Origin of the sequence: Paenibacillus kribbensis, from assembly GCF_001705305.1 — a bacterium.
GTDB classification, from domain to species: domain Bacteria; phylum Bacillota; class Bacilli; order Paenibacillales; family Paenibacillaceae; genus Paenibacillus; species Paenibacillus kribbensis_B.
Window position 1 is genome coordinate 190,997 of sequence record NZ_MCBP01000007.1, and the last position, 20,797, is coordinate 211,793.

The following is a 20,797-nucleotide window of genomic DNA, read 5'->3' on the forward strand; positions in this document are numbered from 1 at the left end:
CCTTTCAGTGCTTATTTGTGGTAGGATAAATACTGAAAATTACAGCTCTTTCGGTTAGAAGGGACTATTTTCGGGTAACCAAATTGATGAACAAGCAACAAATAAGGGGGAGCTGCCTTGATGTCAGCAGTCAACGTACAAAAATTATGTGAGTCGGCGCAGGAGAGACTGAAAACTGCCGTGAAACGTGTGGAAAAATTCCTCAATGAGCATGCCCTGCCGCAGCTTGCTGTGGATGGAAATGAGGAGTCCGTACTTTTTTATAAAGGCTTTTTGTCGGATCTCCGCCATATCCTTGTTTTTTCCGAAGTATCCTATGAAAAGCTGGGTGTGGCTTTACGTCGTGCCAACTTTGACGTCGATTTTGCGGAAAAGGCATTGTATAACGTTTACCATGACTGCGTGAACAGCTTTTTTTATCCCAAAAATGAATCTTACGCAGAGGACGGACGCTATGCTTATACGGGACAAGATGCTATTCGCTTCCGTAAAACGCCTGTGCCTGCCGCGCGCGAAGTGATCATGGACATTACTAAAAATTTTGAAGAGCTGCGTGATGATCTGACTTATTATGAAAGTGATTATTTGACTCAGCGTCGTATGCAGACTCGTCGTACTCATGCTTAAGCAATTCATGAGTAGATCGTTTTTAATCGAAAACTAAGACAAGCAAGCCGTTTTCTCATGTTTCCTGCCAGTTTGGAGGAGGTGAAGAAAGCGGCTTTTTTCGTATGTCACCAACTGCCATATGTCAGACGCGCATAGGTGCGCGGGAGTAGGGGGAAAATGAATCCGAGGTGATGAACATGAGCCAAGAGGCCAAACCCATAGTTAAATGCAGCGTAGCCAATTGCCATTATTGGGGAGAAAACAACTTTTGCAAGGCGGATTTGATTATGATTGAAGTTGATGGTCATGCCGATAAGAAATTTAAGGAAGAATACGCGGGAGAAAGCTTCAGCTCTGAAGAACGTGATAAAGCTGCCACGTCTGCTGCCACTTGTTGCCACACTTTTAAGCCGAAGTCTTTGTAAAAACTCATAACGCCAATCATTCGTATTTGGAGGTGTAGTGTATTATGGAGGATCATGAAACCGAAAAGCATCAAAATGAAGAGCATTTTAGCCGTGAACGAGTAGATTACCCACGTCATATTCAGAAGCACTCCGCCAAGCGACGTCATCACCGTGAAGAATATGCCGCAGAAGTGGCTCCCGGCTCGCCAGCTGTGACACGAGATGAGGACAAGGGTGAACAGAAGGTTATAAATAACAGTGGTCGTATTTCCGGTTATGTTGGCATAGCCGCAGGAATTGCATCCCTGTTCATGTGGTCTATTGTGCTGGGGCCAATCGCTGCGGTTTTAGGTTTTTTTGCTTATGTGAATGGTAGCAAAACGACAGGTATTTGGTCGATTGGACTTGGTGCGCTCGCAACATTGAGTTATTTCGCTTTTATCCCGTTTGTTCGTTGATCCTGCGAAGGTACAAAAAAGCTTAATTATTAAAGCTCCACTGTCTTTTCGACAGACCAGGAGCTTTTTTTCGTTAAAGGTATGGCAGTACATAGCAAAAAGTTGTATCATTAGCAGTAACGATAAGCTATTTGGGATATAACAACTACAGAAAGTTGGGAACACCACATGCAAATTGATCCGCGCGTGTCCAAATCCATGTTAGACATGCAGCTGTTAAATAATATGAGTGCTACAACCCAAACGGGCACAACGGACGCTTTTTCCGGATTGCTGGAGCAAGTAGGCCAGTTGGAGACAGATGATGCCGCGACTCGTGAGAATTCTGGCGATGTTACCCGAGATGAAAATGGGTTGCTCTGGCTCCAATTGGGACCTTCGAGGGGAACGTCTTCCCCTTTTGCGGTATACCCTGCTTCTTCCAGCCCAGGAAGCGACGGACCTACGAAGCCTACTGCGTATGATGATTTGATTAGCGAGGCCAGCCAAAAATACGGTGTGCCGGTAGCTTTGATTAAAGCGGTTATTGATACGGAATCTTCATTTAATCCGCTGGTCACTTCTTCGGCTGGGGCCAAAGGGCTTATGCAGCTTATGGATGCCACCGCTCAAGGTTTGGGAGTTAGTGACCCATATGATCCTTCCCAAAATATTGATGCTGGCGTTCGTTATTTGTCTTACCAGATCAAACGCTTTAACGGACAGGAAAATATGGCCTTGGCGGCATATAATGCAGGCCCCGGACGGGTGCAGCGTCTTGGTGTAAGCAGTGATGAGCAATTGCTGGCTGTACTGGATAAGCTTCCATTAGAAACGCAAAAATATATTGCGAAAATACAGAATGCACGTGAAAAATATACGATGTAAGCCCTATAGCTTATAAAAAATGTGTGAAATTTTAATTAGATCAGGTGCGCAGACAGGATCAATATGGGGAAAGGGTGTCGCTGGAACGTAGCGGCCTTTCCCTGTTTTGGTTCTTTTTTGTTGTAGCAGTTATAGGGCAGAAAGGGGAGTTTTATGAGATATTTTGATTATGCTGCGACAACTCCGCCTTTTGAAGAGGTAATTACAACAATTGCCGAGGTCATGAGACGACATTATGGCAATCCATCTTCGATGCATCGTTATGGAGAGGATGCAGATAAGTTGCTTAAGCGTTCCCGGGAAGTATGCGCTGCGGCTTTGGGCGTGCAGCCGGCGGAGATTGTATTTACATCCGGGGCAACTGAAAGCAACAATCTGGCCATTAAGGGAGCAGCGATACAATATCAGGCCAGAGGCAAACATATCGTTACGGTATTGACAGAGCACCCGTCTGTATATGAGGCTTGCAAACAGTTGACAGATCTGGGTTTTGAAGTTACGTTTTTGCCCGTTGATGCGGAAGGGCATGTCAGCGCCGAGCAGGTATGTGATGCCGTCCGTCAAGATACGATTTTAGTCAGTATCATGCATGTTAATAATGAGACGGGAAGGGTACAACCGTTGCATGACATCGGGGCTGCATTGAAGAAACAGTTCCCTCGTGTCCTATTTCATGTCGACGGTGTACAGGGCTATGGAAAGCTGCCGATTGATATTCGGGGCTGGCAGGCTGATCTGTACAGTCTCTCTGCACATAAGCTACGTGGACCCAAAGGTGCTGGGCTGCTGTTCGTTCGGGAAGGTGTGAAGCTTTTCCCACTGCTGAGTGGCGGCTCTCAGGAGCAGGGCTTGCGTGCAGGTACGGAAAATGTGCCGCTGCTTGTTGGCATGTCCAAGGCGGTACGGCTGGCGGGCGAACGGCAAGCTGAGACAGCACGGCGTATGGCTGAATGGAGAGATCGGGTAGTTGCAGAAGTGAAGACGATTCCTCAACTGCGTCTGAACAGCGGGGAGGAAGCGCCACATATTGTCCATTTTTCGTATCCGGGTATGAAGGCTGAGGTGCTGTTGCATACGCTGGAGCAATTGGGTGTGGCAGTATCAACCAAGTCGGCCTGCTCCTCGAAATTGGCCGAGCCCAGCCGGGTGCTGCTGGCGATGGGATGCAGTGAGCTGGAAGCGTCCGGCGGCATTCGTATCAGCTTCGGCGACGAACATACCGAACAGGATATCGACGAGCTTATACTTGCGCTGCGGCAGGCTGTAGCTAAGCTGGAATCCCTGGAAAGGTGGAAACATTAAAATGCATTATGATATGCTGTTGCTTCGCTTCGGCGAATTTACATTGAAAGGGAAAAACCGTACCCGTTTTGAAAAGGCGGTATTGAATCACGTAAAGCTGCTGCTCAAGCCGTTTCCCGGCGCCTCTTTGCGAAAGGAATTTGGACGAATTTATGTGGTTCTCGGAGGAGAGCCCTATGAGCAGATCATTCAAGTGTTGAAAAAAGTATTTGGTATTACCACGATTAGTCCTGTCAAAATGGCTCATGCCCAGCTTGATGAGATAGTTAAGGCTGCTGTAGCTTTGATGCGTGAGCTGAATGTGGCAGAAGGCACAACTTTCAAAGTAAATGCCCGCAGAGTGTGGAAGGAGTTTGACCATTCTTCTCATGAGATGAACCACCTTATTGGTTCCCCTATATTGCGGGAGTTTCCTGTGTTAAAGGTCGATGTGCATCAACCGAATATTGAGCTGCGTGTGGAGGTCAGGGAACAGGCAGCTTATATATTTAGCGAGATTATTACGGCGGTAGGAGGCTTTCCGCTAGGTACGAACGGCAAGGCCATGCTGCTCTTGTCCGGTGGAATCGATAGCCCGGTCGCAGGCTGGTCTTCCATGCGCAGAGGATTGGAAATCGAATGTGTTCATTTTTATAGCTACCCGTTTACAAGTGAGCGCGCGAAAGAAAAGGTTATTGATCTGGCAAGGGTATTAGCTGGTTATGCAGGGCGGATTAAGATCCATCTTGTACCGTTTACGGAGGTGCAGACGGCTTTTACACGTACGGGACAGGATAATCTGATGATTACGCTCATGAGGCGGTCGATGCTGCGGATTGCAACGATGCTGGCTGAGCGTGAAGGAGCACTGGCGCTTGTAACGGGTGACAGTCTGGGTCAAGTGGCCAGTCAAACATTATCCAGCATGAATGTGATTGGCCGTTCGACAGAGCTGCCTCTGCTGCGGCCTCTCGTCATGATGGATAAACAGGAAATCACGGAAATCGCGAAGCAAATCGGTACCTACGATCTATCTATTCTCCCTTATGAGGATTGCTGCACATTATTTGTTCCCAAATCCCCGACGACCAATCCCAACTTGTGGGTTGTTCAAAAGATTGAAGCCTCTATTCGGGATTTGAATGCCTTGATTGAGCAGGCTGTGGCTGCAACCGAGACTGTCGTTCTTGAGGCAGGCGGGGCTATGGAGGGCCGTAAGGAGGAAGTTGTGCAGGAAGATTGGTTTTAAGGCATGAAAAAGGCAGACCCATCAGTGATGTTGTGGTCTGCCTCTTTGATTTAGAGCTTTGAAAGGACTTTAATCATTTAAAAACGGCTTTTTCACGGTTGGATATGGCCCTGCGGTTTTGAAGATACCCTGTGAGTAATATACCAACCGTAATTAAGGCAATAAACAGGATACGTAACGCTGGGTGTTCAGTAAAGTACGGCTCAAGCTTACGTTCTTCGGTAATCATATTAGACGCCGTATAACCAAGCACGGCTGATCCCAAATAGATAATCCAAGGGAATTTATGAATAAGCCTAATAAAAAGAGTGCTTCCCCATACAACGATCGGCACACTGATCAGCAGACCGAGCACCACAAGCACCAAATGCTGCTGGGCAGCGCCGGCAACAGCAATTACGTTGTCCAGGCCCATGGCCGCATCGGCTATAATAATGGTGCGAATAGCACCCCATAAAGTGGTTCCGGCTTTGACTTCGGTGTGATCCTCCTGATCCACCAGCAACTTATACGCGATCCAGATCAGCATTACACCACCAATCAATAATAACCACGGTATTTGAAGCAACCAAAGTACCACAATGGTGGCTGCTATGCGAATAAGCAGGGCACCTCCAGTGCCATATATAATCGCTTTTTTTTGCGTTGCGGGCGGCAGCTTCCTGGCGGCAAGTCCAATTACAATTGCATTATCTCCTGCGAGCAGAAGGTCAATAAATATCACATTAAGCAGTAGCCAAACAAACTGAAATCCGGACATGTCAATTGTTCTCATCTCCCTGATTAAGCATCCCAAGATCATTACTATCTGTATATTAATACCTGTTTTTCGAAAATACGATTTATTATATTGCTGATCGCTGCTGATTTCAAGGTATTTACTCAACGAATTTGACATGAGTTTTTAAGAAATGATGACTTATGATGAACAACACAACCTGACTGATTGGGATTTTATGTATTTTATGATACGAGCATAGCCTTCTCCTGTTGCGCATACAAGTAGGATGGGGGTGTTTGTACACATGGAGCATATCATTTTGCTGTTAAAAATATTAATGATCAATTTGGTGTTAAGCGGTGATAATGCAGTTGTTATAGCCATGGCGAGCAAAAACTTGCCTGCAAGACAGCGTAGCCAAGCGATATGGTGGGGGGCGGTAGGCGCAGTTGGCCTGCGCTGTGTGTTGACTTTTGTAGCAGTCATTTTGCTGCGCATACCCTTTATTCAAGCAGCGGGCGGTCTACTTCTGTTATGGATTGCGTTTAAGCTGCTTTACGAGAATGAGGATCATGTCGGAATCAGAGCTGAAACCAGCATATGGAAGGCTATACAGGTGATCCTGGTAGCGGATTTTGTAATGAGTCTGGATAACGTATTAGCTATCGCAGCGCTTGCGAATGGAGATATCGCCATTATTGTCATCGGCATTGCGATTAGCATTCCAATTGTGGTCTGGGGCAGCAATGTTATTGCGATCTGGCTTCACCGCTTCCCTGTACTTGTTTTGCTCGGGGCTGCAATTTTAGCCTTCACGGCAGGAGAAATGCTGCTGCGTGATTCCAGATTAGGCGTATGGTTAGCAGGAGCAGGGGAAGTTTTACATGCATGGTTACCGGGATTGCTGGCCGCAGCAGTTATCATTGTCGGAATATATCGTCAGTTGCGAGCCCACCACATTTGAACGTAGTTTTTTTGGAAAACATCGGCTAAACTATACATAGTACACTCAAAAACAATCACATTAAAAAAGCACAAACCAATTCAGCAAGCAAAGGAGACCGCGATGAATTCCGGAAAAGAGCGTATGATCAGAGTGGGCATTGTTGCCGTAGGACTGATTATTTTGTTGGGAAAACTGGGGGCATTCTCCTTTTTGGGACGAACCTTTTGGCCCTTGCTGATATTAATCCCGGGAATTATACTGCATGCGATGTACATGATGCGTAAAGTATCCCCCTTTATGCTGTTGCCCGCCGGAATTTTGACCGTTTATGGCTTTTTATTTTCTCTCTGTAATACCTGGGGCTGGCATTTAATGGCCTATCTGTGGCCTTTGTTGCTTCTTGGGGTAGCGATCGGATTGTGGGAATACGCCATCAATGATTTATCACTGTCTCGTAATGTATACACAGGAAGTGTTATCTTAGGCTTGGTATCGGTGATTTTATTGATGATTAGCCTGTTAAGAACAGGCATTATTTATATTATTGCAGTTTTGCTGATCGGGGCTGGAATTTGGCTGGTCGTTAACAACCGCGGCACACGTAAATGGTAGAACGACAAGCTGTCAGGATTCATGGCGGTAAATTACGGAACAGGGAAGAATGTCTTGCTTTATGACATATTTCAACTATAATATAATGGATATGATAAAAGCGTCGGAATGATTTCTGACGCTTATTTTAAGGTTTTCACGCGAATCGGAGAGAGAAGCTGTCTGTATAAGGCCTAAAACATATAGGAGGCTGGCAGGGAGTGGGCCTGAAGAACGATTGTTAGCCTTGAATCAGTATTACTTCAGGATAGAGACACTATTTTGATATACGGAAAGGATATGGATACAAACCATGCATGCAAGAGAGAACATTCGGAATATTGCGATTATTGCCCACGTCGACCACGGTAAAACGACGCTTGTCGACAAGCTGCTTCAACAGTCTGGAACTTTTAGAGAACACGAGGCTGTTCAGGAGCGCGCCATGGACTCCAACGATCTGGAGCGTGAACGCGGTATTACGATTTTGGCTAAAAATACAGCTATCACTTACAAAGATTATCTGATTAACATTGTAGATACACCGGGACACGCCGACTTTGGCGGTGAAGTGGAACGGATTATGAAAATGGTTGACGGCGTTTTGCTCGTCGTTGATGCTTATGAAGGTTGCATGCCGCAAACGAAATTCGTATTGCGGAAAGCGCTGGAACAAAATCTGACGCCTATCGTTGTCGTGAACAAAATTGACCGTCCGGCAGCTCGCCCGGCAGAAGTCATTGACGAAGTGCTGGATCTGTTCATCGAGCTGGGTGCGAATGATGAGCAATTGGAATTCCCTGTTGTGTACGCTTCGGCACTGAACGGAACTTCCAGTCTGGATGCTGAAAAACAAGACGATAACATGCAAGCATTGTACGAAACCGTTGTAGAGCATATTCCAGCTCCAACTGAAAAAGTAGATGAGCCTCTTCAATTCCTCGTAACTCTGATGGACTACAACGAATACCTGGGCCGGATTGCCGTAGGTCGTGTAAACCGCGGTATCATCAAGCAGGGACAATCGGTTACTGTTATTCAGCGTGATGGCAGCAGTAAAACAGCACGTATTGAGAAATTGTTTGGTTTCCAAGGCCTGAAACGCATTGAAACCGATCAAGCGGGCGCTGGTGACATTGTGGCGATTGCGGGAATTAAGGATATTAACATCGGTGAAACCATTGCTGATCCGAGTCATCCTGAAGCTTTGCCTGTACTGAAAATTGATGAGCCAACACTGCAAATGACCTTCTTGGTTAACAACAGCCCATTCGCAGGACGCGATGGTAAGTGGGTAACATCCCGTAAATTGCGTGAGCGTCTTCTAAAAGAGCTTGAAACAGATGTCAGCTTGCGTGTGGATGAAACGGACAGCCCGGACGCTTTCATTGTATCTGGACGCGGTGAGCTGCATCTGGGTATCCTGATTGAAAACATGCGTCGTGAAGGTTATGAACTTCAAGTGTCCAAACCGGAAGTTATCGTTAAGGAAATTGATGGCAAGAAAATGGAACCTATCGAGCGTCTCCTCATCGATATTCCGGAAGAAAGCATGGGCGCAGTTATGGAAAGCCTGGGTTCCCGTAAAGCTGAAATGGTTAACATGATTAACAACGGTACCGGACAGGTTCGCTTGGAATTCCTGATTCCTGCTCGTGGTTTGATCGGTTACACTACAAACTTCCTGACTTTGACTCGTGGTTACGGCGTAATGAACCATGCGTTTGACAGCTATGGCCCATTTGTTGGCGGTCAAGTAGGTGGACGTCATCAGGGTGTACTCGTGTCAACGGAAAATGGCAGCTCTACATTTTATGGTATGCTAGGCGTAGAGGATCGCGGTATTTTGTTCCTGGAGCCAGGTACTGAAATCTATGAGGGTATGATCGTTGGGGAGCACACACGTGATAACGACATCGTCGTTAACATTTGTAAAGAAAAACAATTGACCAACGTTCGCTCTGCAACAAAAGACGATACGGTTAAACTGAAAACACCTGTTATCTTCTCTCTGGAGCAGGCGCTTGAATATCTGAATGATGATGAGTATTGCGAAATTACACCTAATGCCATTCGTTTGCGTAAAAAGATCCTGAACAAAGGTGAGCGCGAGCGTGCTGAGAAACAACGTAAAACAGCACAAGCAAATGCGTAATTAATTGATTTGGTCTTTGGCCACAGCGGCGACGCCCGGAATGGGATGCGCCGCTGTATGTGTTTTTAGATTATAAACTCGGAGTCTTTCTCAAAACGCAGGAAAAGGTGTTGAATTATGAGTAATCTTTCAAACGGATTGCCTCCCCGGACACATAGCGGGAAAAAATCCACCAAACAGAAAAAAACGAAAAAGAAAAAAAGCTTTTTCAGATCGTTTATGAAGTTTGTTTTGTTTTTGCTCATTATAGGTATATTGGCAGCAGGTGGTTATACCTACTATATTTATAATCAGGTAGAGGAAGTTTTGGATACAGGGATCAACAAGGAAGTTCCTCAAGCGGAATTGGCTGAAGCTAAGCCTTTGACCATTTTATTGCTCGGAACCGATTACCGTCCTGATCATCCGACTTATCTGTCAGATGTTATTATGGTAGCCACATTGAATCCCAATACTAAATCGTCTACCATCGTATCCTTGCCGCGCGATACACGTCTGGAAATGGATGGATATAAACCGCGCAAGCTGAATGAGTATTATCCGGTATTTAAAGCCAGAGAGAAGGAATCTGGTGAGGTCGCTGAAGAGCAAATGAAGAAGATGATCGGCAAATATTTAAACATTAATATTGATTATGTAACGGTTATTAACTTCCAGGGCTTTAGAGATGTTGTGGATAATTTGGGTGGCGTAGATGTTACGGTTGATAAAAACATGTGTTATCGTGACCGTGCAGATGGTACCGATATTAATCTGACGGCAGGAGCCAAGCATTTGAATGGTGATCAGGCTCTTGATTTTGTGCGTTACCGCAAATCGAATTGTCGTCCGAGAACGGCTGAATCTGACGATTTTGATCGCAACCGTCGACAAAACCAGGTGCTTCATTCCCTAATTGACCAAATGCAATCCTTTAACGCTTTGACCAAGTTTAGCGCAATTATTAAATCAGTTGATAAAAATATGATGACTGATATCGAGTCACAGCAAATGAAAAATATTGTACAAACCTATTGGAATATTTCCAAGCAAAATGTGAAGTACAATCCGGTAGCGGGAACATGGCGTAGTCCTTATGTATATATTGATGAGCAACAGCTCGATGCAGCCAAACAGGCGCTCCAAGAGGAATTGGCAAAAAAAGCAAGCGATAGTACTGCAACTTCTTCCAATTCCTGAGTATGTATATTTCTTCCCTCTTATGTTATACTCGCAGCGAGTAAAAGCACTTATATGACATAAGGGGGTTGAAGTATGTCTGAATTTGTAGTGCGTCAAGTATATCGTTTGGATATGTGCAACGGTTTGGAATCAAATATCGTCTATTGTTTCTGTATGGAAATGAGAGAAAAAAGTTAGGTCCAGTGAATGATCACTGGGCCTTTTGTGTCTTCCTAAGGTGTACAGGCTCTTAGGCTATGTTGAGCTACAAAATTTTCGCTGCTTCATGCTCATGAGGAGGTCTTTTTTAAGGGAATCAGCAAGTATTGGGGAACCTGTGAATAGGATAGATATGAAACACGAGATTGTCCACGCCGCTTTGGAGGGGATTTTAATGAAGAAAATTTTTGTGCTGGATACGAATGTGCTGCTGCATGATCCGAAAGCCATTTTTACCTTCAAAGAACATGAGGTTGTTATTCCAGCTGTTGTTCTGGAAGAAATCGACTCCAAAAAACGCAACGCGGATGAGATTGGACGCAATGCCCGCAATGTATCACGATTGTTGGACGGGTTGAGAGAAGTAGGTCATCTGCATAGTGGTGTTCCGCTTCCCCAAGGTGGGAGCCTTAAGGTTGAGTTAAACCATCGGAGTTTTTTGAAAGTTCAGGAGATGTTTGGGGAGGTTTCTAACGATAATCGGATTTTGGCAGTCGCCTTGAACTATCATCTGGAAGAGCAGGAGCAGCCTGAACCGCGTTCGGTCGTGTTGGTCAGTAAAGATGTACTGGTCAGAATCAAGGCAGATGTATTGGGACTGCTGACCGAAGATTATTTATCCGATAGAACAGGTGATCCAAGCGAGCTATACCCCGGGTATTTAGCAATCCAGGTGCATCCGTCCATCATAGATGAATTTTACTCCAATCGTTTTTTATCAATCAGATCACTGAATTTGCCCTATATGCTGTATCCGCATGAATTTGTGATTCTGAAAGATCAAATGGGGACTGGAAAATCAGCTTTGCTGAAAGTGAACCAGGATGCAGAGCGATTGGAGCCTCTGTATTTAAGTAACGAATCGGTGTGGGGAATCAGTGCGCGTAATGCTCAACAGCGGATGGCATTGGAGCTTTTACTGAATGACGATATTCCGCTTGTGACGATTACCGGAAAAGCGGGCACAGGCAAAACGCTGCTGGCGTTGGCAGCAGGTTTGCTTAAGGTAGAGGATGAGCATCGTTTCAAGAAATTGCTGATTGCCAGGCCTGTTGTTCCTATGGGCAAGGATATCGGATATTTACCAGGAGAAAAGGAGGAAAAGCTTCGCCCGTGGATGCAACCGATCTACGATAATCTGGAGTACCTGTTTGACGCCAAAAAATCAGGCGATATTGATAAAATTTTGATGGGCTTGGGCAGCATTCAGGTGGAGGCGCTCACTTATATTCGCGGGCGTTCGATACCAGGACAATTTATTATTGTCGATGAGGCTCAGAATCTATCGCGCCATGAAATCAAGACGATTGTGTCCCGAGTGGGTGAGGGGAGCAAGATCATTTTGATGGGCGATCCGGAGCAGATTGACCACCCGTATCTGGATGCTGCCAGCAACGGCTTGACCTATGTGGTGGAACGGTTCAAGCAGGAAGGGATTAGCGGGCATATTATGTTGGAAAAAGGAGAACGCTCCAAGCTCGCACAACTGGCTGCCGATCTGCTGTAAGATTCATATCGTTTTTACAAATATTAAAGACCTCGGGAATCCCGGGGTCTCTTGTTTTGTTCACGAAAAATGCAGAATTAATGAAAGGTGAGCAAAAGCTTATTTCAGGCTTAATTCGAGCTTAACCTCAAGTGTTCCCGCTGAGGTGTGTACTTCTGTGGCTTTAACATACGAAATGAGCTGCTGTGGATAAAAGCCCAGATCAAAATCATTTTCCAGCTTGTTACGGGTCGTATCCGGCAGTTCCAGCCCGTTAAATACTAGACGATCCACATGAAATAAAATTGCATTTTGTGGTTCGTTCTCTACGGTGTAGTGCCCTTCTACCATCAATTTCATCGTTCCCTGTTGGCCTTCTACCACAATACGGTCCTGCTTGAAAGAAAAGTTGAAGTGATTGAACAATTCATTTTCAGATTTTAAAAACCGGTTAAAATCTTCCTCACGAATGTTTATCGTAATGGTTTTGCCGTTCGTAATCATAGCTCCTTGCTGTTGTTGAATAAATTGAGGTAAATCCTGCATAGCCTGCGCCAGTGCTTTAAAGTGCCTATTTAGCTCATAGACGCCTACATTCTCCCAGTAAGCAGTCAGCTCACTGATCAGCTTGCGGAGAGTATCCGGGTCTTTACTGGCGCTAACACCTTCGTTTACACGCGACTGAAGCATGACAATGCGTTTACGCTGCTCCAGTAAGTTTGTTTTGACCTTTTCCAATTCCAGCGAGGCCTGAGTGACTTGTTGCTCTGTTTTTCGCATAGTCTGAACATTGGATTCGTATTCCTGAAGAACATCCTGGTCGTGACTGATTAACAACAGGTAGTAATCGTACAAGGAGAGAAGCTGCTTTAGATTTTTAGCCCCCAGCACTACACTGAGCAGCTTGTCCCTTTCCCCCATATAATAAGAGCGTAGCACAGACCCGGCACGGTTCCGTTGCAAGGTCATCTGCTCCTGCTGTGTGATAAGATTGCTTCGTAATTCCTGTTGATGCTGTATAAGAGTCTTTTGTTCCTGGCTGATACGCTCAATTTCATGGTCTATTTCAATAATGGACAGGCTATCTTGTAAAATCTGGTTTGCCTCTTGGGAAGGGGCAGCCAGAATAGGACGTACATACATTGAAGTTAGCATCAAAGTTAGTGTCATAGCGATGATCAGCAGGGTACAGCATATGATTTTTATTGGTTTTTTCATTTGGTTTCCCCTTTTATGTATTACCGAAAAAGACTGATGATAATGTATATGATCTTTTCTCATTCTTTAACCATTCATTTATTGTACAGCAGTCAGAGCATGCTTGTAACCCAAAACTGTTTGTGTTCACGTATGAGTTCTTGCAGAAATGGAAATACAATTTAGTATCAAATAGATTCTATGAACTCTACGAGAGGCATAGGAATGAATAAACAGCTTTTATACCCTATTCAAATACCGGCAAGCTCGGTTCATGAAGACGGTTATTTCAGGATGTTGTTAGGAGGGCTAGAAGCATGACTGCAATAAGACAAGATGCATGGAGTGCAGAAGATGATTTGATATTGGCGGAGGTGACATTGCGCCATATCCGGGAAGGCGGTACACAGCTCGCTGCGTTTGAGGAGGTTGGACAAAAAATTGGAAGAACCTCCGCGGCATGCGGCTTCCGCTGGAACAGCTGCGTGCGCAAACGCTACGATGAAGCGATTAGCATTGCCAAAGCGCAGCGTCAAAAACGCAGTTATATCCGCAAGCAGAGCCCAGTGGGAGTATCGCAGGTGGCGGCCTTTGCCACACTTGATACGGTCGAAGGAGGATACAGAGCGGATGGAACGAATGAGGATACGTTATCCATTGATGCGGTGATTCGCTTTTTGCGTCAATGGAAAGGAACTGTGCAGGAAACCAATCGACAGATTAAGATGCTGGAAAAAGATTTGCGGGAAAAGGAAGAAGAATTGAATCAGCTCCGTTCCATGAATGATCGGCTGTCCAAGGAAGTCAACGAAGTGCAAACCGACTATCGTGTCGTAAATGATGATTATAAAGCCCTGATTCAGATTATGGACCGAGCACGGCGCTTGGCTTTAATTACTGAGGATGAGGATGAGCTTAAATCCAGATTCAAAATGGACGCCAATGGGAATCTGGAGCGCATTGAGTAGCAAGATTACATCAGCAAATACCATATAAAACGTCAACTCGTGCTTTGCCGTAGTTGGCGTTTTTTGTATTTCTCTGGAGTGCATATGATATAGTAGAAAAAAAGACGGAAGCGAGACGATACAAACGTGATTGATATTATTGGAGCGGGTTCGCTGGGATTGTTGTTCGCCGGGAGACTGGCGGCAACAGGCACTGAAGTGAGATTGTGGACACGAACATTTGAACAGGCACGCAGCATTGCCTGTGATGGAATTACGGTGTTTGACAAGGGGGGAGAGATCGCTGTTCATGTGCCTGGGGATACATTAAAGGTAGCTCCATTGGCGGATTGGCAGCGGTTAAATTCACATGCTCCCGCACAATGGATTTTTTTAATGACCAAGCAGGGGGCTATTAGGGAAGTGTTGGAACAAATTCTTCCTGTGTCCAATACGGAAAGAAAACCAGAAATGGTTTGTTTTCAGAACGGAATCGGACATATCGAACGTATTAGACAGGTTTGGCCTGAAGGTGTGTTATACCCTGCCGTGACGACCGAAGGAGCCAAGAGACAGGGGGCTGCATCTATTGTACATGCCGGAGCGGGTGTTACTGAAATTGGCTGGCTTGAGGAATGGGAGAAGGCGTATGCTGGAAATTTTAAAGAATGCGTGCTAAATCGGCTGCTTGCAGCAGGATTTGACGTCTGCTTGTCGAAAGAAATCGAGAATGGTATGTATCGCAAGCTGTTGATTAATGCCGTTATTAATCCGCTGACGGCGATATGGCGAATTCGTAACGGCGATCTGCTTTCAGAGCCTGTTCGTTTACATATGATGCGCAAGCTGTATGATGAAGGCATTCAAGTATATGAAGCCCGTGGTATCCCCTGGGACAGCAGTTGGTGGGACCAAATTATGAATGTTTGCCAGGTAACGGCAGAAAACCATTCGTCCATGCTGGCCGATGTGCTCGCACAGTCTATGACAGAAGTTGCTTCCATTAACGGGCAGCTGGTGCAGATGGCAGAGCTGGCTGGGGTTACTGCACCAACTCATGAGGTATTGTGGCAATTAATTGAAGGCATGCGGCTAAAAGAGGGGTGATCAGTTGAGTATTATACAAGGTACGATTAGCACATTCAGTATTCTTCCCTTTTTTCCTTTTCTGATCGTATTTGTGGTTTGTCGCTACATTCTTAAAATGGAAAAGAAAAAATCGTTGCTTGCATCGATGGATATCACCACGGCTTTTCTGATTCTTTCTGTCGCGGCACTCTTTAATGTCATTTTCACATCCCGCTTCGGTTTTTATTTGATTTTACTTCTTTTACTATTGGCGCTGGGTTTAATTGGAGGTGCCCAAAATCGAATAAAAGGCAAGGTTGATGGTAAAAGATTATGTAGAGCGGTCTGGAGATTAACTTTTATAGCGATGACATTGGCGTATATTTTATTGACTGTTGCTGGTATATTTAAGAATATATTCAATACCATGTGATATAAGGTGACATGAAAAGCTGAAAAAATATGAATTAATCATGTTTTTTTGAAAAAAAAGCTCAATTTAAAGAAATGTAATGTAGATTTTTTTGACCGCTGGTTGTATAATCTATAAACATATACCACTTTAGAACTAGGGGGAAAACGCTAGATGAAAAGGAAAAGCTTTTTAGTCCTTTTGACACTCGTTCTTGCAGTTGGCGCACTGCTCGCAGGTTGTGGCTCCGCCAAGAACGATACCAATGGTAAGGGCGCACAAGAAAGCGCATCAACTACTCCGGCTCCGGCCGACAAGCAAATTTTGCGCATTAACCTTCTTTCCGAACCACCAACCTTCGATCCGGCACAAGCTCAGGATAGTCAAACTAACACGGTTCTGAAAACTTTGTATGAAGGTCTCGTACGTATGGGTCCTGATGGCAAAGAAATTCCTGGCGCAGCTGAATCTTGGAAAATTTCCGATGACGGCAAAACCTATACGTTCAAGCTTCGTGAAAATGCAAAATGGAGCAATGGCGACCCAGTAAAAGCAAGTGACTTCGTATTTGCTTGGCAACGGGTATTGGATCCTTCTACGGCTCCTGCACCTCCATATGCTTATCAATTGTACTATATCAAGAATGCTGAGGGCTACAACCTGAGCACTTCGAAATCCTATAAAGGCACTAAAATTACAGACTTTAAAGATGTAGGTGTCAAAGCTGTTGATGACCATACATTGCAAGTAGAGCTGGAAAACCCAACTCCTTACTTCCTTGGTTTGACTTCTTTCTATACGTACTACCCTGTTAATCCTGCTATTAAAGGAAATGACAAGTGGGCTGTTCAGAAAGATAGCATGATCACTAATGGACCTTACACATTAACAACTTGGGACAGCGGTCAAAAGATCGAAGTCACCAAGAGTGAAAACTATTGGGGTAAAGACCAAATCAAACTGAGCAAAATTACGATGTCCCTGGTAAACAGCGGTGCAACAGAGCTGGCTTCTTACAGAAGTGGACAACTTGATTATGCAGGTTTGCCAAACGGTGAAATTCCTACAGACCAAATTCCGGCTGTGAAAAAAGAACTGCCAAATGAATTTGCGGCTAAAGGGATTGCTAGTACGTATTACTACCTGTTTAATGTAACTGAAAAACCGTTTAATAATGTTAAAATCCGTAAAGCGTTTGCGATGGCTATTCAACGCCAACCAATTGTTGAAAGAGTAACATTGGGCGGTCAAATTCCTGCCTATGGCTTTGTACCTCCAGGTATCAAAGGAGTTTCTCAGGAATTCCGTACTGAACATAAAGATGATTACTTCAAAGAAGACTTCACTGAAGCGAAAAAATTGCTTCAAGAAGGTATGAAAGAAGAAGGGGTAACTACACTTCCTCCGGTAACCTTGCTGTATAACTCAAGTGAAAGTCACCAAAAGGTTGCTTTGGCAGTCGCTGATATGTGGAAGAAAAATCTTGGTGTGGACATCAAAACCCAAAACCAAGAGTGGGGCGTATTTATTCAAACACGTAACAAATTGAATTACCAAATTGCTCGTGGCGGTTGGTCTGCTGACTACAATGATCCGATGACATTCCTGGATATGTGGACAACAGGTAACGGCAACAACAATTCGGGTTACGCTAACCCTGCATACGATGCTTTGATTCAAGCAGCTAAAACAGAAACGGATCCAGCTAAACGTATGGAAGATTTTGCGAAAGCAGAGAAAATTCTGGTTCAAGATGATATGGTAATGCTTCCGATCTACTACTATTCAAATGTTTCTTTAACGAAACCGAATGTAAAAGACATCGCGCTTGACTTTAGTGGAGCAATTGATTTCACAAGAGCGTATATTACACAGTAACTGAAGCTTAATTCTGAAGTTTGATAGTTACTTCGGGATATATATGTGGATTGAACCATATATATCCCGTTTTTTTTGTGTCCTAGTCTTTTCCATCAACATGTAACCATGCAAATAAGTAGATTGGGCTGTCCAATTCTATTTCGATAAAATCGAATGGTGTCGAAAAAAATTTATGGGGGGTGTAAACGGGCAATGACGCGTTATTTGATCAGTAAATTTTTCTACATGCTGCTATCTTTGTTCATTCTGATCTCTGCGACGTTTTTTCTCATGAAAGCAATTCCAGGTAACCCCTTCATGAGTGAAAAAGCGACTTCTCCTGAGATTCAAGCCCGGTTAATGGAGCAATATGGGCTGGATAAGCCTGTATATGTCCAATATTTTAAATACTTAGGTGATATTGCTTCAGGTGATTTTGGTATTTCCATGAAAAAGCTGAATCAAAGTGTAACTGACATTATCGGGCAAACTTTCACGGTTTCGCTTAAATTAGGTTTTGTAGCTATTATCGTGTCGATTATTGTCGGTATTTTGCTAGGTATGCTAGCGGCGCTGTACCATCGCAGGCTCATTGATAACATTGCAATGATCTTGGCGATTATGGGGATTGCAGTTCCCAGCTTTGTCTTGGCGTCTCTAATTCAGTATTATTTCGCGCAGAATTTGGGCTGGTTCAATGTTATGGGATTTGAAGGTCCACTGGATTATGTCCTGCCTGTCGCTGCGTTGTCAGCTCAACCGATTGCGTTTATCGCTAGATTGACACGCTCCAGCATGCTGGAAGTGCTCCATGCAGACTACATTAAGACTGCCAAGGCTAAAGGTTTGCAGCCTATTACGATTATGTTTAAACATGTGGTGCGGAATGCTATCTTACCGGTCGTTACCTATGTAGGTCCAATGACTGCAAATATCATTACTGGTTCTGTGGTTATTGAACGGATTTTCGGAATTGGCGGCATTGGTAAGGTATTTGTTGATAGTATTACAACCCGTGATTATACCATGATTATGGGCGTAACTATTTTTTACGGTATCTTATTGATGGTAGCGCGTTTTATTACAGATATTGCATATGGATTTATTGATCCACGGATTAAGCTTACTGGCGGAAAGGAGGGATAACTTTATGTCTGTGAAAGATAATGCTGTGAACTTGGATAAGCTTCAGGTGAAACCTGAAGACTTTAAGAGAATCGGAGCGGATGAAAAGCAGTCTGAAGTTATTCAGCGTGAAAGCTTATCCGCTTGGCGTGATGCTTGGGAACGGCTTCGTAAAAATAAGGTGGCTATGGCTAGCTTGATTGTGCTGGTGCTAATCGTGCTTTTTTCTCTGATTGGTCCGAAATTGTCACCCTATAACTACTATTCTAATGATTTGCTGAGCACGAATCTCCCACCATCTGCGGAACACTGGTTCGGAACGGATGACCTTGGCCGTGACATGTTTGTCCGTACAGCGATGGGGGCACGAATTTCCTTGACGATCGGTCTGGCTGCAGCAATGATTGATTTGCTAATTGGTGTTATTTATGGTGGAATCATGGGTTACTTTGGTGGCCGCGTTGATGAAATCATGAATAAATTTTCTGAAATTTTGTATTCCATTCCTTATTTGCTGGTTACAATCCTGCTGCTCGTTGTACTGGAGCCAAGTATTACCACCATTATTATCGCACTTTGTGTAACCGGCTGGATCAATATGTCATGGATTGTGCGCGGTGAGATGCTGCAACTCAAAAACCGGGAATTTGTACTTGCTTCCCGTTCTATGGGGGCTGGAGCAGGCCGTCTGCTGTTCCGCCATTTGTTGCCAAATGCTGTTGGCCCGATCATCGTTACTTTGACTTTAAGCGTTCCAACTGCAATTTTCTCCGAGGCGTTCCTGAGCTTCCTTGGATTAGGGGTACAGGCTCCTCAGGCATCACTGGGTTCAATGATTGAATCAGCTCTGACAGGATGGATGTACTATCCATGGCGTATGCTTTTCCCGGCAGGTTTGATCAGTTTGATTATGCTTGCGTTTAACCTTTTCGGCGATGGGCTGCGTGATGCGCTTGATCCGAAGCTGAAGAAATAGGAGGTGAAATCATGGTGAGTAGCAACAATTTAATTGAGGTAGAAGGTCTTAAAAAGTATTTTAATGTTGGCAAAAACCGTGTGCTCAAAGCGGTGGATAACCTGAATTTCTATATTCGCGAGGGTGAAACACTTGGGATGGTAGGTGAATCCGGTTGTGGTAAATCTACAGCGGGTCGTACCATTTTGCGTTTATATGAACCTACAGCAGGTAGCGTACGTTTTAACGGTACAGATATTTACAAATTATCACCGAGTAAAATGAAGGCCATGCGTCGTGATATGCAAATGATCTTTCAAGATCCATATGCATCATTGAACCCGCGTTTTACGGTTTCTGATATCATCGGTGAGGCGTTAGATATTCATAATATGGCGGGTAGCCGTGCTGAACGTAAAAAACGGATTGAAGAGTTGCTGGATCTGGTTGGTTTGAACCCGGACCATGCAACCCGCTATCCGCATGAGTTTTCCGGTGGGCAGCGTCAACGGATCGGTATTGCCCGCGCGTTGGCAGTTAATCCTAAATTCATTATTTGTGATGAGCCGATTTCAGCTCTTGACGTGTCCATTCAGGCTCAGGTTGTCAACCTGTTAAAGGAGCTTCAAGAACGTTTGGGTCTGACATACCTGTTTATTGCGCATGATCTGTCGATGGTCAAGCACATCAGTGATCGGGTAGCTGTAATGTATAGAGGCAGAATGGTTGAGCTTGCTGAAAGTTCTGAATTGTATGCCAACCCGATCCATCCATATACGAAAATGCTTTTGTCGGCGATTCCACTTCCTGATCCGGAAGTCGAAGCTAACAAAAAACGAATTATTATGCCTGACGATCAAGGCGGTCCAATTCATGATGCGTCCGATAATAAGGCAGGGGCTTATAACCTGGAAAATGCTACACTGATCGAAGTGTCCAAAGGGCATTTTGTGGCTGAGCCTTACGCTTGATCCTGCTCTACACACGAACCGCCGAGTTACTCGGCGGTTTTTTTTGTAGGAAGCTTTGACGCGGAGAGGGGCTTTCGGTACAATCAAGCAGTAAGCTTTTGGTGGAGACAGG

Annotated in this window: 20 protein-coding genes; 18 read left to right on the forward strand and 2 right to left on the reverse strand. The window is 44.7% G+C overall.

The window, feature by feature from the left end:
- The first annotated feature begins 120 nt into the window (after nucleotides 1-120).
- From BAZ21_RS14885 to thiI, 6 genes are all read left to right on the forward strand, one after another.
- The gene (locus tag BAZ21_RS14885; protein WP_007431222.1) at nucleotides 121-627 is read left to right on the forward strand and encodes a YpuI family protein; all 507 of its coding nucleotides are present in this window, start codon (nucleotides 121-123) and stop codon (nucleotides 625-627) included.
- 179 nt (nucleotides 628-806) lie between these two features.
- On the forward strand, nucleotides 807-1,034 hold the full coding sequence (locus BAZ21_RS14890; RefSeq protein WP_029390016.1) for a DUF1540 domain-containing protein: 228 nt from the start codon (nucleotides 807-809) through the stop codon (nucleotides 1,032-1,034).
- A gap of 44 nt (nucleotides 1,035-1,078) precedes the next feature.
- On the forward strand, nucleotides 1,079-1,474 hold the full coding sequence (locus tag BAZ21_RS14895; RefSeq protein WP_068502095.1) for a hypothetical protein: 396 nt from the start codon (nucleotides 1,079-1,081) through the stop codon (nucleotides 1,472-1,474).
- A gap of 168 nt (nucleotides 1,475-1,642) precedes the next feature.
- The gene (locus BAZ21_RS14900; protein ID WP_068502098.1) at nucleotides 1,643-2,341 is read left to right on the forward strand and encodes a lytic transglycosylase domain-containing protein; all 699 of its coding nucleotides are present in this window, start codon (nucleotides 1,643-1,645) and stop codon (nucleotides 2,339-2,341) included.
- A 153-nt stretch (nucleotides 2,342-2,494) separates the two neighbouring features.
- Nucleotides 2,495-3,643, forward strand: coding sequence for a cysteine desulfurase family protein (locus tag BAZ21_RS14905; RefSeq protein WP_068502101.1), 1,149 nt, complete (start codon nucleotides 2,495-2,497; stop codon nucleotides 3,641-3,643).
- Nucleotide 3,644: 1 nt separating this feature from the next.
- Complete coding sequence (gene thiI / locus BAZ21_RS14910) at nucleotides 3,645-4,871, forward strand: tRNA uracil 4-sulfurtransferase ThiI (protein WP_068502103.1); 1,227 nt, start codon at nucleotides 3,645-3,647, stop codon at nucleotides 4,869-4,871.
- A 73-nt stretch (nucleotides 4,872-4,944) separates the two neighbouring features.
- On the opposite strand, the gene BAZ21_RS14915 is transcribed toward thiI, so the two are convergent.
- On the reverse strand, nucleotides 4,945-5,631 hold the full coding sequence (locus tag BAZ21_RS14915) for a TerC family protein (protein WP_256021178.1): 687 nt from the start codon (nucleotides 5,629-5,631) through the stop codon (nucleotides 4,945-4,947).
- Nucleotides 5,632-5,896: 265 nt separating this feature from the next.
- On the opposite strand from BAZ21_RS14915, the gene BAZ21_RS14920 reads away from it, so the two are divergent.
- From BAZ21_RS14920 to BAZ21_RS14940, 5 genes are all read left to right on the forward strand, one after another.
- Nucleotides 5,897-6,556, forward strand: coding sequence for a TerC family protein (locus tag BAZ21_RS14920; protein WP_068502109.1), 660 nt, complete (start codon nucleotides 5,897-5,899; stop codon nucleotides 6,554-6,556).
- Nucleotides 6,557-6,658: 102 nt separating this feature from the next.
- Complete coding sequence (locus BAZ21_RS14925; RefSeq protein WP_068502111.1) at nucleotides 6,659-7,150, forward strand: hypothetical protein; 492 nt, start codon at nucleotides 6,659-6,661, stop codon at nucleotides 7,148-7,150.
- Between the two features lie 292 nt (nucleotides 7,151-7,442).
- A complete protein-coding gene (typA, locus tag BAZ21_RS14930; RefSeq protein WP_068502114.1) occupies nucleotides 7,443-9,284 on the forward strand; it encodes a translational GTPase TypA in 1,842 nt (613 codons plus the stop codon).
- A gap of 117 nt (nucleotides 9,285-9,401) precedes the next feature.
- Nucleotides 9,402-10,463: an LCP family protein gene (locus BAZ21_RS14935; protein ID WP_068502120.1), complete on the forward strand. Its 1,062-nt coding sequence runs from the start codon at nucleotides 9,402-9,404 to the stop codon at nucleotides 10,461-10,463.
- Between the two features lie 376 nt (nucleotides 10,464-10,839).
- The gene (locus tag BAZ21_RS14940; protein WP_068502123.1) at nucleotides 10,840-12,171 is read left to right on the forward strand and encodes a PhoH family protein; all 1,332 of its coding nucleotides are present in this window, start codon (nucleotides 10,840-10,842) and stop codon (nucleotides 12,169-12,171) included.
- Nucleotides 12,172-12,270: 99 nt separating this feature from the next.
- Here BAZ21_RS14940 and BAZ21_RS14945 read toward each other — a convergent pair whose 3' ends face one another.
- Nucleotides 12,271-13,368 carry a coiled-coil domain-containing protein gene (locus tag BAZ21_RS14945; protein WP_068502127.1) on the reverse strand — a complete coding sequence of 366 codons (1,098 nt, stop codon included), beginning with the start codon at nucleotides 13,366-13,368 and terminating at the stop codon, nucleotides 12,271-12,273.
- Between the two features lie 296 nt (nucleotides 13,369-13,664).
- On the opposite strand from BAZ21_RS14945, the gene BAZ21_RS14950 reads away from it, so the two are divergent.
- The 7 genes from BAZ21_RS14950 (at nucleotide 13,665) to BAZ21_RS14980 (ending at nucleotide 20,685) form a co-directional block, all read left to right on the forward strand.
- Nucleotides 13,665-14,315, forward strand: coding sequence for an RsfA family transcriptional regulator (locus BAZ21_RS14950; protein WP_068502130.1), 651 nt, complete (start codon nucleotides 13,665-13,667; stop codon nucleotides 14,313-14,315).
- 126 nt (nucleotides 14,316-14,441) lie between these two features.
- Nucleotides 14,442-15,401 carry a ketopantoate reductase family protein gene (locus BAZ21_RS14955; RefSeq protein ID WP_068502133.1) on the forward strand — a complete coding sequence of 320 codons (960 nt, stop codon included), beginning with the start codon at nucleotides 14,442-14,444 and terminating at the stop codon, nucleotides 15,399-15,401.
- Nucleotides 15,402-15,405: 4 nt separating this feature from the next.
- Nucleotides 15,406-15,795: a DUF3397 domain-containing protein gene (locus tag BAZ21_RS14960; protein ID WP_068502136.1), complete on the forward strand. Its 390-nt coding sequence runs from the start codon at nucleotides 15,406-15,408 to the stop codon at nucleotides 15,793-15,795.
- Between the two features lie 153 nt (nucleotides 15,796-15,948).
- Nucleotides 15,949-17,652 (forward strand): peptide ABC transporter substrate-binding protein, encoded by a 1,704-nt coding sequence (locus BAZ21_RS14965; RefSeq protein WP_068502139.1) that lies wholly within the window; start codon nucleotides 15,949-15,951, stop codon nucleotides 17,650-17,652.
- A gap of 195 nt (nucleotides 17,653-17,847) precedes the next feature.
- Complete coding sequence (locus BAZ21_RS14970; protein ID WP_068502142.1) at nucleotides 17,848-18,780, forward strand: ABC transporter permease; 933 nt, start codon at nucleotides 17,848-17,850, stop codon at nucleotides 18,778-18,780.
- Between the two features lie 4 nt (nucleotides 18,781-18,784).
- Nucleotides 18,785-19,735 (forward strand): ABC transporter permease, encoded by a 951-nt coding sequence (locus BAZ21_RS14975; protein WP_068502145.1) that lies wholly within the window; start codon nucleotides 18,785-18,787, stop codon nucleotides 19,733-19,735.
- Nucleotides 19,736-19,746: 11 nt separating this feature from the next.
- A complete protein-coding gene (locus BAZ21_RS14980) occupies nucleotides 19,747-20,685 on the forward strand; it encodes an ABC transporter ATP-binding protein (protein ID WP_068502148.1) in 939 nt (312 codons plus the stop codon).
- Nucleotides 20,686-20,797: the final 112 nt, after the last annotated feature.